Below are 13,614 nucleotides of genomic sequence, written 5' to 3'. Positions count from 1 at the left end.
ATACACCAGCAATGAAAGCCCGCAGGATGTGTTCTTTGATAATGTGGTGGTGATGAGTACCCCCGGACCGGTATTGGAGGAGACGCATTATTATCCGTTTGGGTTGACCATGAGCGGGAATATCGATGAAGGCGGTGGGGAAGTTAGAAAGCAAGTATAAGTATAACGGCTACGAACAACAGAACGGAGAATTTAAAGATGGTGGTGGGCTTGAATGGTATGATTACAAAAACCGCTACTTCGATAACCAGATTGGACGTTTTTTCTGTGTTGACAAACTAGCAGACGCTTTTCCTTTTTATTCAACATATCAATTTGCAGGGAATAAAGTACCAAATGCAATTGATTTGGATGGTCTGGAAGAAGTTTTGACAACGAAGAGATTAACTCAAGCTGCGTTGCAGCTTGGTGTAATTGGGAATAAGAGAGTGGGTGAGCTCTTTGAAAGAGCTGGTATTGCGGCGGTTACCGACAGAAATATTGCTGCAAGACGAAATGTAAGTAATTTTTATTCTCCTGCAAGAGAGTTACGAAATGGACCTAAAGGGCCAATTGCAGTAAGGCCAGATGCTATGAATGAAATTGTGCATGTTGATCCTGTTAAAAAGAAGGTTACAATTTCCTCATTGCAATTTTTTGAAGTAAAAGCAACGAAATCATCGATTTCGCGAGCATATAGAAGCGGGCAAGTCGAAGGAATGATTGATGTATTAGCTAATAGAAGGGATCAAGGAAATCTGGAAGTAGCCGAACTTATAATAATAGCCACAGGCGATACAGAGTTTAACGATAATTTGAGAGAATATGCAAATCAAAGAAATGTGGTCGTATCGGTTATATGGGCAGGTATAGATGATGAAAATAATGTATACTTTTCGGACCCATTTATATATGCAGCTAGAAAAGGGAAATCTTCATTCAGCGTCTGGAATCGTTTCGTTGCAAATATTATGGGGCTTTGGGATAACAAAGAAGGCTATCCATTAAACTCATTTATTCGTGGTATTACAAATCATATACCTGGTGAAAGTGTAGGGAATCCAGCATCAGGAGGCAACGACCCCGACCCGGCAGAAATAAATGATAAATAGATATGAAGAGAATTGTTATAATGATAATTTTTTTATTTAGTTTTTATACAGCTAAATCACAGGAAACTATGAACCACATAAAAAAAATATCCGTTAAAGAATTGAAGAAGCTAATTAATATGCATAGTGGAATGCTCTTAGAACATATTAAGAAAGAATATTTTGTAGACGCTTATGAATTGGATAATAAAAAAGTTGTGGTGGATTTTCAAACTCATGCGTTTCTTTATCCAGATAAAAAAACGTTAGTTGATCATATTGAAAGATTAAGATCAAAAAATAGTACTCCTTCTCACATACTGGAGGAATTTGGTATTAAGGCTGAAGACTTCGATAAGAATAAACTCGCTCATGTTAAATATGTAGAAGAGATATTTGGAATAGACGAAGAATTGAAAGTATCCAATTTGAAAATCATAGATAGCACTTTAAACTTAAATAAAATTAGCCGTGATAGAACTAGTAAACTATATTTGCCATTGTTAGTTTATACAGGCGAAATTTTAATAAAGGAATTAGGAGGAGAGGCGAATTGGGTTATAATGAATTCAGAACCAATAGAACCTATTGTGATTTGTGGAGGAATTAAATATGAAGTATTCCTAACTGTATATAAAGAATTATTTGAAGAATACTATGAAGGAGAAGGCATTGATTTGTTTGATCAAATAAACTTAGAGCTATTGAGAAAAGGAAATTGACAATATTTCAGGTTAAATATAATAATATAGTTAACCTAAAAGCAAAAGAATAGCAGTGTAAATTTTCCCTCGCATGATTTCAAACTAGCCACAGTCAAATTAATCAATTACTTACTTTACTAAGACGAAAAAAGCACCCAGGTTAAAAGTTATCCTGGATGCTCTTATCAAATTGGTAAGTTTAGCGTCAAAACTCAAGGATCTTTGGAGTTGATACTCCTTTTGATCCGCGCCCGGGTGTTCGTAGCATCCGGGCTTATTATTACAAATATAACCATTTCTCCTAAATGCCGGTCACTTTAACCCCTCTTTAACAAGCACCTTCGGCGGTATCAACTTATACACCACCGGCGTCACGATCCTCGACAACAAAGTGGAACTGATCAATCCCCCGATCAACACGATCGCCAGTGGCGCGATCAGCGGGTTGTTTGAAATTGCGATCGGGGTGAGGCCGCCGATAGCAGTAAGTGAAGTGAGCACGATCGGTAGGAAACGCACTTCCCCCGCTTCACGTATCGCTTCATCCAACGTGCGGCCCTGCTCGCGCAGCTGGTTCGTGAAGTCCACCAGCAGGATCGTGTTCTTCACCTCTATACCCGCCAGTGCGATAAGGCCGATGATGGCTACGAAAGACAATGAATTTCCCGTAAACCAAAGCGCCAGCGCTGCGCCCACGATACCCAGCGGGATCACGGAAAGTATGATCAGTGTGCTCTTGAAAGTCTTGAACTCCAGGATCAGCACGGCGATAAAAAGAAATACCGTTACGAGAATAATATTCTGGAACCCGCCAAACGACTGTTGCCGCGATTCCACTTCGCCGCCCATTTCATAGCTGTAGCCCAGCGGAAGTTTCATGGCATCCATTTTCCCGATCACTTCGGTGATCACCCGGTCTGGCAGGAAACCCTGCTGCACGAAGGCTTTCACAGAAACCACGCGGCGTTTTTCCTGGTGGTTGATGTTGACGGGCGAGGTTTCCATCTTCAGTTCAGCCACTTGTGAAAGAGGAATGGCCTTGCCCTGGAGGTTGTTGATGTAGAGGTTGCGAAACACGTCCAGCGTGGGCCTTCCTTCACGCATGCGGGTCAGCAGGATGTTGTATTCGTTGCTGTTTTTGTCCGTGTATTTACCCAGGGTAAGCCCGGCCACGGCCAGCCGCACGGTACGGTCCACCTGCACGAAGGGAATGCCCAGCTGCTGCGCTTTTTCAGGGATGATGTTCACCCGGATATCGCTTTTGTTGAGGTCCACGGGATTATCCACGTACATGGTGCCGTTGGTTTTCCGCAGCATGGCCTCTACGTTTCCGGCGAGGCGGCGCAGCGTGTCCAGGTCGTCGCCGAAGAGGCGCACTTCCACGGGAGCCGCTACGGGCGGGCCCTGCTCGAAATCCTTCACTTCCACCTTCGCGCCGGGGAACGGCGTCCAGGCTTTGCGGAGGCTTTCCATGATCTCGCTTTTCCGCCTGGGATTGGTATGCTCGTCCAGCTGCACGAACACCTGCGCGAATTCGCTTTGTTCGTTCCTCGGGATCACGTTGTAATATATCCTGGGGTTGCCCTTGCCTACGTTGCTGGAGAAGTATTTCACATCCTTTTCCTGCTGCAGCCGCTTTTCAATTTGACGCACGATACCGTTGGTATAGCCGACTTTCGACTGCGGCGGCGCTTCCACGTTCACCAGGAACTGTGGTTTCTCTGAAGGCGGGAACAGCCCGAAGCCAATAAGCTGGAACACTACCAGCGAACCCGCGAAAATGATCACCGTCACAACGATAGTCAGTACTGGCCGTTGCAACGCTTTATCCAGCAAGCGGGAATAACTGCCATGGATGAGCTTTTTCAGCGCCCGCATGAAAATATTCCCATCCGGGTGGCCGGAATGGTGTTTTAATATTTTGCTGGTCATAAACGGGATGATCGTAAGCGACACGAACATAGACGCCAGTACACAGAATATCACGGCCAACGGCAGGCTGCGGATAAAATCACCCGCGCCTTCAGGCATAAACACCAGCGGCATAAATGCGATGATCAGCGTTACGGTACAGCCCACCACCGCCATGCCTATCTGTTTGGTGGCTTTCAGCGTGGCTTCCATGGCACTATGCCCCTCCAGCATCCACCGCTCAATGTTTTCCACCACCACGATGCTGTCGTCTACCAGCAGGCCAAGCGCTACCACCAGGCCTACAATGCTGAGCTGGTTCAGGTTGTAGCCGAACAGCTGCAAAAGTATAATGCCGATGGAGAGGCTTAGGGGAATGGAGATCATCACGATGATAGCCTGCCTGTAACCCAATGGCAGCAAGGTGATGGCCACCAGGCCGATGGCGAAAAGGAAGTCTACGCCAAGGCTCCCGAGGCGGCGGTTCACATTATCAGCCTGGTCGAAATGCTGCACCATGTCTATATTGGCAGGCAGCGTTTTGCGGAACTGCTCCAGCACGGGCTTATAGAGCTTCTGCGTTTTGGTGATGTTCTCGCCTTCTTTCTGCGCTGCGGCCACAAACACGCAACGGTAGCCGTTCAGGCGGGTCTGGTAGTTTTCGTCGGCGTAGCCGTAATACACTTTTGCAATGTCTTTCAGGAAAATATTCCTGCCGGCAGAGGAATACACAATAGTGTTCTTTATTTCATCAAGACTGTGAAAATTACCGCTGGTCTTGATGTTGAAGGTTCGGTTTCCCGCTTCCACGCTGCCCCCGGGAATGCTGAGCGTTTCGTTCTGAAGGCTGGAGATCACGTTGTTGACGGGCAGGTTCATCTGCGCCATTTTTTCCAGGTCAAGTTCTGCGCGCACCTGCTGCTCAGGCAGGCCGTAGATTTCCACGTTTTTCAATTGCGTGATCCTTTCCAGCTGTTCCTGCAATTTATCTGCATAGAATTTGAGCTTGTCGCGCGGCGCATTTTCGGAAATGAGGGCGAGCTGCAGCACGTTTACATCCGAAGGCTGGAATTTTTCCACTTCAATGAAAAGATTGTCCTGCGGAAGATCGCGGCGTTTGTTGTTCACCACGCGCACTACTTCCTGGTACTTTTCTTCAACGTTGCTGCTGTATTTGTATTCAATGCGGAACACAGCCAGCCCGTCGCGGATGGAAGTGCGGATGCGCAGCACGTTTTCCATGGCGCCGAATTCCTTTTCCAGCGGGTCTACGATCAGCTCTTCCATGTCTTTAGGACTGGTGCCGGGGTACACTACCACCACGGAATAAGTAGGGGCGTGCATCTCCGGGTCTTCGGAGCGGGGCATGTTCAGGATGGTGCTGATGCCCAGCGCTATGATCATAATAAAGATCACCAGGGTGAACTGGTAATTCTTTACGGCGTAGTCAGATATTTTCATGGCGGCGGTTTATGGGATGATGCGGATGGTGCTGCTGTCCGTCAGGTATGCGCTGCCGGAGATGATGAGCTGTTTGGCGTTTTCGAGGCCGGCGCTGATGAGCACATGGTCTTTTTCGATGGCCGCAACGGTAACAGGCACTTTGTGGGCCGTTTTGCCGTCGTTGGTGATGAACACGAAACCGTTGCTGCCATCGCCGTCCAGCAGGGCGTCATAGGGAATGGACCAGCCGGACGGATTGTTGCCGCCTTTGCCGCTGGTTTCCACATTGGCTTTGCCGAACATGCCAAAAGCAATACTGGCAGGCTTTTCACCGGTCAGTTTAATATCGATAAGAAAAGAACCGGTAGCAGGATCGATGCCTTCGCCGCGGCGGGAAACCACACCGGTGAAGGTTTTCCCGGGAACGGATTCCACTTCCACAATAGCTTTGTCGTTTAGCTGGATGGCTGCCCATTCGCGGTTGCTCACACCGGCGCGCAGCAGCCATGCGCCGGATTGCGCGCCGTTCGTTTGCACGACCGGCGTACCAGGCTGCACAAGCTGGCCTTCAGCTGCGAGTTTGCGCAGTACAAAACCGTTTCGCGGGGCGGTGATCACGCTGTGGCTGCGGTTGAACTGTGCCGTGCGTAATTGCTGCGCCGCCATCTCTTTGGCGGTTTGCGCGTTTTGCAGCTGTTCGAGTGTGGCCACACTGTCGTTGTACAGGTTGGTAGCGCGCTGATGGTCCCTGCTGGCCTTCTCGAAGGCAAGCTGCGCCTGTTGCACGGCTGCGTCGATCTCCGTAGAATTAAGCGTGGCAATCGTTTGTCCCTGGCGGATGGCATCGCCTTCTTTCACCAGTATGCGCTGGATGATGCCGCCAGTCTTAAAAGAGAGTAACACTTCATCGTCTGTCGTGAAAGTGCCGGATACAGGGACATCGCCGGCCACGGGCTGTGCAGAAAGCGGCAACAGCTTTACAGGCACTGCGTCCTGCGCGGGAATGCCGGAGGCCGTGGACTGGCCGCCGCATGCGCTCAGCAGGGCAGGAGCGGCTAAAAGGAGAAGGAGATACGATTTCATATTGAATGCGTTTTATGCCGGTTAGTATGTGTTTGGTAAAATGACGGTCAATTGTTTTGTAGCGGGTATGCGGCCTGCGCGCGTTCTATGTCTGCCTGCGAGATCTGCACCTGCGCCCAGGCCTGCAACAATTGGAGGCGGGCGTTGGTGAGCTGGTTCTGTGCGTCCAGGAGTTCTATATAGAGCAGCTGGCCTTCTTTATAGACCTTGAACTGGTCGCGGTAATATTTTTCCGCCAGCTGCAGCTGCGTGCGCGCGCTGCTGAAGTTGGCGGTGGCGCTGCGGTGGTTGTTGGCGGAGCGGTCCAGCTCCAGCTGGATGCCTTGCCGGGTCTCATTGTAAGCGGTCTGTGCAATGGCGGCATCGGCTCCCGCCTGTTTGATGCGGTATTTCCGCTGGCCGCCGGTGAAGAGGTCCCACTGGAGATTAACACCCCAGAGGTAATACCGGGTGTCTTTGTTGAAAGCGAAATTAAATCCCTGCGAGCCCAGGTCCAGGAAGGTGTTGACCTTGGGGGTGAAGGCGGAACGTTCTTTCTTTTCCGCGAGCAGGGCCATATTCCGTGAGGCTTCCAGCTGGACCAGCTCTTCGCGTTGTTGCGGAACGACGGCGGGCAACGGGGTTTCCAGGTTGATGATGCTGCTGTCCAGCAGGATGGAGTCTTCCAGGCTGCGGTTCAGCAGGAAATTAAAATACGCTTTGGCATTCTGCTGGTTGTTCTGCGCCTGTATGATGGAGGCTTCCACACGCTGCTGCTCCGTCTGGGCGCGGGTGAGGGCGGTATTGTTGCGGATGCCGTTGTCCAGCATGCTTTTATTGACGCGGATGTTTTCCATCACCAGTTGCAGGGCATTGCGGTAGATATCCACCGCGCGGGTAGCCTGGAAGTATTGGTAGTAGGCGGTTTTGATATCCTTTACCAGCTGCCGTTTGTAAACGTTCACCACGGCCTGCTGGCGGGTGATGTCTTCCTGCCGGATCTTTTTAGCGTACCAGATCTCCGTATTGATGAGCGGGAGGGAGGCGCGCACTTTGGCGTCGTAGAAATTATCCGGGGTCAGCTGGATGGACTGGTTTTCCAGCTGCGGGAACTTCTGGCTTTGCGTAAGCTGGTTGAGCGTAGAATACACAGGATTGAGCATGTCTCCCGTAGGAATGTCGATGGTGCGGCCGCCGCCGGCTTTGGTATAGGTGCTGATGAGGCTGGCGGTGGGCATAAAATAGGCCCTGGCTTCCTGGAGGGCCATCAGGCTCCTTTCCAGCTGGAAGTTCTGCCGTACGATGGCCTGGTTTCGGCTGAAACCCTCGCGGATATATACATCCAGCCGGGTATCCTGCGCATGGGCGGCGGCGCCGAGGAGGCTGGTAAACGCGATAAGGTTAATGACCTTTGATAACATAATGAACGGTGTTTAGTAATGTGCCTTAAAAAAAGCAACCCGGAGATTGCGTGTATGTTGATGATAACCTGGCCCGATCGTGTCTAAGCCTTGATCGTTCTTAAGAATTCCTTGATCGAGATATTGATCATCTGGCTCTCCTGGTCCTCTGACAGCTCCATGACCTTGAAGCGGCAGCGCACCTGGAGCGATACCAGGCCATGGCCCATAGACCAGATGGAGAGCGCCGCCACGCGCGGATCTGTGTACCGCAGCAGGCCTTTTTCCATACATTCCCTGATGGTATCGGCCAGGTAATTGAAGCAGGCGTCCCCATTTTCCCAGTCGCCTTTCTTTTCCGCGGTGTTCATGGGTGCGCGGATGATAAACATCAGGTCGTACAGGTCGGGGTGCTTAATGCCAAAGTTTACGTACGTGTAAGCGATCTGCTCCAGGCGTTTCCACGGGCTGCGGCTGTTGGCGTGTTGCTGGAAGGCTCCCAGCATTTTAGAGAACGCTTCTTTCTGCACAGCGTACAGCAGCTCGTCTTTATCTTTATAATAAAGGTAGATCGTACCCGGGCTGTATTCGATCTTGTCTGCGATATTGCGGATAGAGGTCTTTTCATACCCGTCTTCCACGAACATACGCATCGCGGCGTCGATGATCAGCTTTTTCATCTCCTGCTTCTCCCTTTCTTTTCTGTCTGATATGCCCATTAAAGTATTTTGTTTACGATGCAAATATACTGAACGGTGTTCAGTAATTCCAAATTTATTTTTCCGGTATCTTTGGCGGCATGATAAGACCCGCTACCCCGGCCGATTCGGCTGCAAGCATTCCTCTTTTATTCCTGGCCATGCAGGAAATAGCCCTGAAGCTGACGGGGCATAATGACCCGTTGCTGTCCATGCCCATATTTGAAGCGCTTTTCAGGCAGCCTGGCAACCAATACAGCTACGAAAACACATTGCTGTACGAGGATGCGCAAGGCATAGGCGGCCTCATTATCGCTTATGACGGCGCGAAGCTGGACGCTTTACGGAAACCCGTGCTGGATCATATTGAAAGGTCGCTGGGCCACCGTTTCCAGCCGGAAGATGAAACAGGCCCGGGAGAATATTACCTGGACAGCATCGCTGTATCCCCCGCCAGCCAGGGCAAAGGCATCGGCAGGCAGCTGATACTGGCGGCAGTGGAAAAAGGGAAACGGGAAGGGCTTGATTTCGCGGGGCTGCTGGTGAGCACGGCAAACCCTGATGCACAGCGGTTGTACGAACGCCTGGGATTTGGGATCGTGAAGACGGTGGATTTTGCAGGAGGATATTATTATCATTTACAGAAGGTGCTGTAAGAGTTAAGTACCAGCAGCAAAACCGATTCAGCCGGGGCAAAAAAGAATAACTGTCCGTTTAACACGATTAACAACCGTTCAGGCATAAGGCCGTTTTTTTTGCCAACCGCTGCTAAAACACGTTGTAACACCATTCCGGCCGGAAGGGCCGTCATTGCTGATGTGTAACCGTTTGCCACCCATCCATTTATTTCCACCCTTCCTCGTAGTTTATGTAATTTGCCCGCAAATGATATGTCAATTTTTGACGTCAAACAAAGCATGAGGAAAAATTTAATACTCTTATTAGCTGGATCTCTGTGGATGAGCACACAGGTATTGGCCCAGGACAACGGCGCCCAGGCAGAGATCCTTGGTAAATTATTGGACGACCAGAGCGGGAAACCCGTAGAATACGCTTCAGTGGCTCTTTTAAAAGCAACAGACAGCACCGTGATCACCGGTATGCTCTCCAAAGGCAACGGTGATTTCGATTTCAAGAACATCACTCCCGGCAATTATATCCTGAAAATTTATTTTATCGGTTACCAGACCTACTTCCGCGCGGTGAACGTGAAAAGCCGCTCAGATGTAGGCAATATCCGCCTCAAAACCACTGCCACCGCCCTCAAAGGCGTGGAAGTAGTGGGAGAGAAGCCGGCTTTTACGATGGAAATAGACAAACGCGTGTTTAACGTGGAGAAAAACCTTGCCAGCATAGGCGGTACAGCTACTGACGTACTTCGGCAGGTGCCCTCCGTGAACGTGGATATAGACGGCAATGTGTCCGTCCGTAACGGCAGTCCCACCATCTTCGTCGACGGCCGGCCCAGCACCCTTACGCTGGACCAGATACCGGCAGACGCCATTGCCAACGTGGAAGTGGTGACCAATCCCTCCGCCAAATATGATGCGGAAGGCATGAGCGGCATCCTGAACATCGTGCTGAAAAAGAACCGCCGCGCGGGCATCAACGGCCTCATCCAGGGCGGCTACTCTACCACCAAAAGCTCCAACGCGGGCGTGGACCTGAACGTCCGCCAGGGTAAGATCAACGTATTCCTTAATTATAGTCTCCGGGACAGGCGTTCGCCCATGACCCAGCACATGCTGCGCAAGAACTGGGAAAACGGTGATACCACTTACCTGGACCAATACCAGGACGGTGAATTCGGGCGCAGGTTCCAGAACGGGCGCATCGGTTTCGACTGGTTCATAGACAACCGAAATACCATCACCCTTTCCCAGGGCATTACCGGCGGCGATTTCAACAACCTGAACAGCCAGACCGTTTACGACCTGGATGCGCAGAAGAACCGCCTCCGTTACGGTATTGGAAACAACGACAACAAGAACAGTTTCCGCAACTATACTACCCAGCTGGGCTACAAGCGCACCTTCGCAAAAGAGGGCCGCGAGCTGACGGCGGACTTTACGTACAACCGCGCCAACAACGACGGCAACAGCAATTATTCCCTGCAGTATTACGATATGAACGGCCAGCCCAGTAACTCGCCTAACCAGCCTGAGCTGCGCTATGGCAACAGTGCGGGCAACACCACCTACCTCACCGGCCAGGTGGATTTTGTAAACCCGATCAATGAAAAATCGAAAATAGAAGCGGGCCTGCGTACGAACAGCCGCACTTTTAATAATGTGCTGAACACCTACGGGAAAGATTTTGCAACGGGGGAATTCCTGTACGATTCTTCCCTGTCCAACAACTATCATTACACAGAACAGATCAACGCAGCGTATGTGAGCTACACCGGCGGCTTCGGCAACTTCGGCTTCCAGACCGGGCTGCGGGCAGAGCAGTCTTTTTACAGCGGTGAAATGAAGAATGTGAAAGGCGCGAACTACGAGATCGATTACCCGATCGGGCTGTTCCCCAGCATTTTCCTTACGCAGAAATTCAAAGGTGACCATGAGTTGCAACTGAACTACAGCCGCCGCATCCAGCGGCCCTGGTTCCGCGACCTGCTGCCGAACATCGAATACAACGCCAATTCCGGCCGCAGGGGCAACCCTTCGCTGAAGCCTGAGTTCACCAACAGCTTCGAGCTGTCGTACCTCAAGGACTTTAACCGCAAAGTGAACGTGCTGGCTTCCGTTTATTTCCGCAATACAAATAATGCGATCACCAGCTTTTCCATAGACACCACGCTGAGCCTGGACGGGCAGGAGCGCAAGGTAGTGCTCAGCTATCCCATCAACGCGAACGTGCGTAATTCTTACGGCGCGGAGCTGACCGTGCGCACGCAGGTCACCAAAGGCTGGGATATTACCGCCAACCTGAACCTGCAACAAACCGAGATCAGCGCCGAAAACCTGGACAATGCGGGTTTTACCTGGTTCGGCAAGGTGAACAGCAACACGAAACTTCCATGGAACCTGACCCTCCAGGTAACCGGCGAATACGAAGGCCGCCGCATTGAGCCCCAGGGCGAAGAAGCGCCGGAGTACCAGGTAGACATGGCCATCAAAAAAGATTTCTTTAAGAAAAAGAATTTCTCCGTGGCCCTCGGCCTGAATGATATTTTCAATACAGACCGCGACCTGAGCTGGACCACCACCTCGTTCTCCGATTCAGAGCGCTACCGCAAACGCGTGAGCCGCGAGCTGCGCCTGAATGTGAGCTGGCGTTTCGGCAAGATGGACACTAATATCTTTAAGAAAAAGAAAGGCGGCGACGAAGGCGGTGATATGGGAGGAGACGGATTTTAAAAGATCACAACATATAAAAACGAATGCCAGGGCTTAGTCCCTGGCATTGTTCGTTAGATCAAGTTCGCCTTTTTTATAGATCTCCGCATATATCTTGTTCAGGTCTTCCGGGATCATGAATGATGCATTTTCCCGGATGCCGAATTTCTCTGACATCCATGTGATGCATTCTTCGAGGGTTCCTTCCGTATAGGGATTGCTGACGGCGTCGAATCCTTCTTCCAGCTGGTTTACCGTGCGGAAGTTCACCACATCCGCGGTGAATCCGTCTCCTTCGGGGAAACTCCTGACCAGCGTGCATTTACAGGCTTCCGGCGATATCCTTTCCAGCTTGATCCAGTCGAAGGTCTTGGATTCAAAAAACTCGCCTACCCGGGCAAATAATGCCACTGATCTGCCCATATTAAGGTGCAGCAGGGCTTTTTCCTTGCTGAAGTAATTAATAGGGAGTGCCATTTTTATTTATTTTGACTTTTTGTAGTACAAAATAAAATTTTCTTCTCAATTCACTGCCAGCTTCTTTTCCAGCTTGCCGATTTTTTCCTGTTGCCGGGTGGATTCCTTTTTCAGGTCGATGATGTACAGGGTGAGCTCTTCGATCTTTTGCAGCAGCAGCTTGTTCATTTCGCCAACATCCACGCCGTCTTTCACCACTTCCGCCTCGGTGGGGATGCCGGGCAGGTGCTTGTTCTTCTTTACGAAAGTCTCCAGTTCCATAAGGGAGGGGAGTTGATAATCGTCATGGAATACGAAATCTGACCAGGCGGCCTGTGTCACTTTTACTTTCCGTGCGCCGATGGTGCCTTCCACAGACAGTTTGTAGCTGGGGGCGAGTGCCGTATGACCAATGCCGATATTTCCGGTATTGCCGTCTACCATCATGTAATAGTTCGCCGGGCCGGTGCCATTGGTGTTCGCATGTAAAAAGTAAAGATTGTTGCCGGACGAGCCGACACCGAAAGACCTGGTAGCACCGGCGAACTCGATGGCGTTGCCATGGTAAAGTTTGATGGATTTTGACCATCCGTTGTCGGTCCAAACAGGGCCTCCGGCAACGTCCAGCCTTGCGGCGGCGGACTGCGTTCCTATACTCAGGTTCCCCGGGATGCCAATGGGATTGGCGGCAAATGCCTGTACAGCAGTTACTACATTATCTGTTACCAGTTGGAACGCTTCACCCAGCGCATATCCCGTAAAGGAAAAGGAAAAAAGCGTAGCACTGTTCGATATTTCTATTGCCAGGTATTGTTTGCTGTTATACGTCAGGGTTACCAGGCGTGACATTTCATTATAAGAAATCAAAGAGCCGGTGTTGGAGTTGTAGGCGCTGGATGTATTTACCTCCATGGTCCATTTCCGGTTGAAAGAGGCCGCGTTGCCCCTGACGCCCGTGATCTTGCCAAACACATGCCGGTCGATAGACAGCGTACCGGTATAGATTTCATGCAGCAGCAGGTAGTTAACTCCCTGGGCATCCTCCGTTTGCCCGGGAATGGTCTTGTTAACATAATAATTCCTTGCATTGTTAAACACCTGCAACCGGGTAGAGGGGTTGGTGATGCCTATTCCTACTGTATCGTAGGTAACTTTCTGTGCGAAAACATTTCCTTGCAGGATGAGCAACGCAACAATGGCGGGCAACAAAAATTTCATAGGTTTATAAATTTAGGAGACTAAAATAAGAAACTTTTCCTGCTAAAAAGATAGCAGTGTTATGAACCAGCAAACCGATCACATTTTTGTGTTATAAAACCCCATATCCCTGGCATTTCATATTCATTATCAATTTGATAACCTGCAAGATCCTTTTAATTTATACTTACCGTTAATATATTTGCCCCAAATTCTCTAACCCGGATAATCCCTACTGATGGAAACAATGCTTCGAGAATAAAAACGGATTCCCTGTACCGGGGCTTATGCAGCAACTGAACCAATCCGGATTTTATTGTTTTAACAGCTTC

The 13,614-nt window shown here is 50.0% G+C and carries 10 protein-coding genes; 4 read left to right on the top strand and 6 right to left on the bottom strand.

Annotated features, from left to right (window positions below; genetic code table 11):
- Positions 1 to 134: 134 nt before the first annotated feature.
- Both R3I13_RS26380 and R3I13_RS26375 read left to right on the top strand, forming a co-directional pair.
- Positions 135 to 1,091 carry a hypothetical protein gene (locus R3I13_RS26380; RefSeq protein WP_346320998.1) on the top strand — a complete coding sequence of 319 codons (957 nt, stop codon included), beginning with the start codon at positions 135 to 137 and terminating at the stop codon, positions 1,089 to 1,091.
- A 68-nt stretch (positions 1,092 to 1,159) separates the two neighbouring features.
- On the top strand, positions 1,160 to 1,792 hold the full coding sequence (locus R3I13_RS26375; protein WP_346320997.1) for a hypothetical protein: 633 nt from the start codon (positions 1,160 to 1,162) through the stop codon (positions 1,790 to 1,792).
- Positions 1,793 to 2,086: 294 nt separating this feature from the next.
- Here the strand turns inward: R3I13_RS26375 and R3I13_RS26370 are convergent, their stop codons facing one another.
- The 4 genes from R3I13_RS26370 to R3I13_RS26355 all read right to left on the bottom strand — a co-directional run bounded on the left by R3I13_RS26370 (position 2,087) and on the right by R3I13_RS26355 (position 8,309).
- The gene (locus R3I13_RS26370; RefSeq protein WP_346320996.1) at positions 2,087 to 5,146 is read right to left on the bottom strand and encodes an efflux RND transporter permease subunit; all 3,060 of its coding nucleotides are present in this window, start codon (positions 5,144 to 5,146) and stop codon (positions 2,087 to 2,089) included.
- A 9-nt stretch (positions 5,147 to 5,155) separates the two neighbouring features.
- Positions 5,156 to 6,211: an efflux RND transporter periplasmic adaptor subunit gene (locus tag R3I13_RS26365; RefSeq protein WP_346320995.1), complete on the bottom strand. Its 1,056-nt coding sequence runs from the start codon at positions 6,209 to 6,211 to the stop codon at positions 5,156 to 5,158.
- Between the two features lie 47 nt (positions 6,212 to 6,258).
- A complete protein-coding gene (locus tag R3I13_RS26360) occupies positions 6,259 to 7,611 on the bottom strand; it encodes a TolC family protein (RefSeq protein ID WP_346320994.1) in 1,353 nt (450 codons plus the stop codon).
- A gap of 83 nt (positions 7,612 to 7,694) precedes the next feature.
- Positions 7,695 to 8,309 (bottom strand): TetR/AcrR family transcriptional regulator, encoded by a 615-nt coding sequence (locus R3I13_RS26355; RefSeq protein ID WP_346320993.1) that lies wholly within the window; start codon positions 8,307 to 8,309, stop codon positions 7,695 to 7,697.
- A gap of 80 nt (positions 8,310 to 8,389) precedes the next feature.
- Here R3I13_RS26355 and R3I13_RS26350 point away from each other — a divergent pair, with 80 nt between their 5' ends.
- Positions 8,390 to 8,944: an N-acetyltransferase gene (locus tag R3I13_RS26350; RefSeq protein ID WP_346320992.1), complete on the top strand. Its 555-nt coding sequence runs from the start codon at positions 8,390 to 8,392 to the stop codon at positions 8,942 to 8,944.
- Between the two features lie 261 nt (positions 8,945 to 9,205).
- Positions 9,206 to 11,650, top strand: a complete 2,445-nt coding sequence (locus tag R3I13_RS26345) for an outer membrane beta-barrel family protein (RefSeq protein WP_346320991.1) — start codon at positions 9,206 to 9,208, stop codon at positions 11,648 to 11,650.
- A 33-nt stretch (positions 11,651 to 11,683) separates the two neighbouring features.
- Here the strand turns inward: R3I13_RS26345 and R3I13_RS26340 are convergent, their stop codons facing one another.
- Positions 11,684 to 12,106 (bottom strand): hypothetical protein, encoded by a 423-nt coding sequence (locus tag R3I13_RS26340; protein ID WP_346320990.1) that lies wholly within the window; start codon positions 12,104 to 12,106, stop codon positions 11,684 to 11,686.
- 45 nt (positions 12,107 to 12,151) lie between these two features.
- Complete coding sequence (locus R3I13_RS26335) at positions 12,152 to 13,303, bottom strand: hypothetical protein (RefSeq protein ID WP_346320989.1); 1,152 nt, start codon at positions 13,301 to 13,303, stop codon at positions 12,152 to 12,154.
- Positions 13,304 to 13,614 lie beyond the last annotated feature (311 nt).

Source organism: Chitinophaga sp. YIM B06452, assembly GCF_039655965.1.
Classification (GTDB): Bacteria; Bacteroidota; Bacteroidia; order Chitinophagales; family Chitinophagaceae; genus Chitinophaga.
This window is presented reverse-complemented; position numbering and strand designations above follow the sequence as displayed.

What these genes read in the sequence shown, in the direction of transcription:
- R3I13_RS26350 (WP_346320992.1), top strand. Translation starts at nt 8,390, where the DNA reads ATGATAAGACCCGCTACCCCGGCCGATTCGGCTGCAAGCATTCCTCTT.
- R3I13_RS26375 (WP_346320997.1), top strand. Translation starts at nt 1,160, where the DNA reads ATGAACCACATAAAAAAAATATCCGTTAAAGAATTGAAGAAGCTAATT.
- R3I13_RS26340 (WP_346320990.1), bottom strand. Translation starts at nt 12,106, where the DNA reads ATGGCACTCCCTATTAATTACTTCAGCAAGGAAAAAGCCCTGCTGCAC.
- R3I13_RS26370 (WP_346320996.1), bottom strand. Translation starts at nt 5,146, where the DNA reads ATGAAAATATCTGACTACGCCGTAAAGAATTACCAGTTCACCCTGGTG.
- R3I13_RS26335 (WP_346320989.1), bottom strand. Translation starts at nt 13,303, where the DNA reads ATGAAATTTTTGTTGCCCGCCATTGTTGCGTTGCTCATCCTGCAAGGA.
- R3I13_RS26345 (WP_346320991.1), top strand. Translation starts at nt 9,206, where the DNA reads ATGAGGAAAAATTTAATACTCTTATTAGCTGGATCTCTGTGGATGAGC.
- R3I13_RS26360 (WP_346320994.1), bottom strand. Translation starts at nt 7,611, where the DNA reads ATGTTATCAAAGGTCATTAACCTTATCGCGTTTACCAGCCTCCTCGGC.
- R3I13_RS26355 (WP_346320993.1), bottom strand. Translation starts at nt 8,309, where the DNA reads ATGGGCATATCAGACAGAAAAGAAAGGGAGAAGCAGGAGATGAAAAAG.
- R3I13_RS26365 (WP_346320995.1), bottom strand. Translation starts at nt 6,211, where the DNA reads ATGAAATCGTATCTCCTTCTCCTTTTAGCCGCTCCTGCCCTGCTGAGC.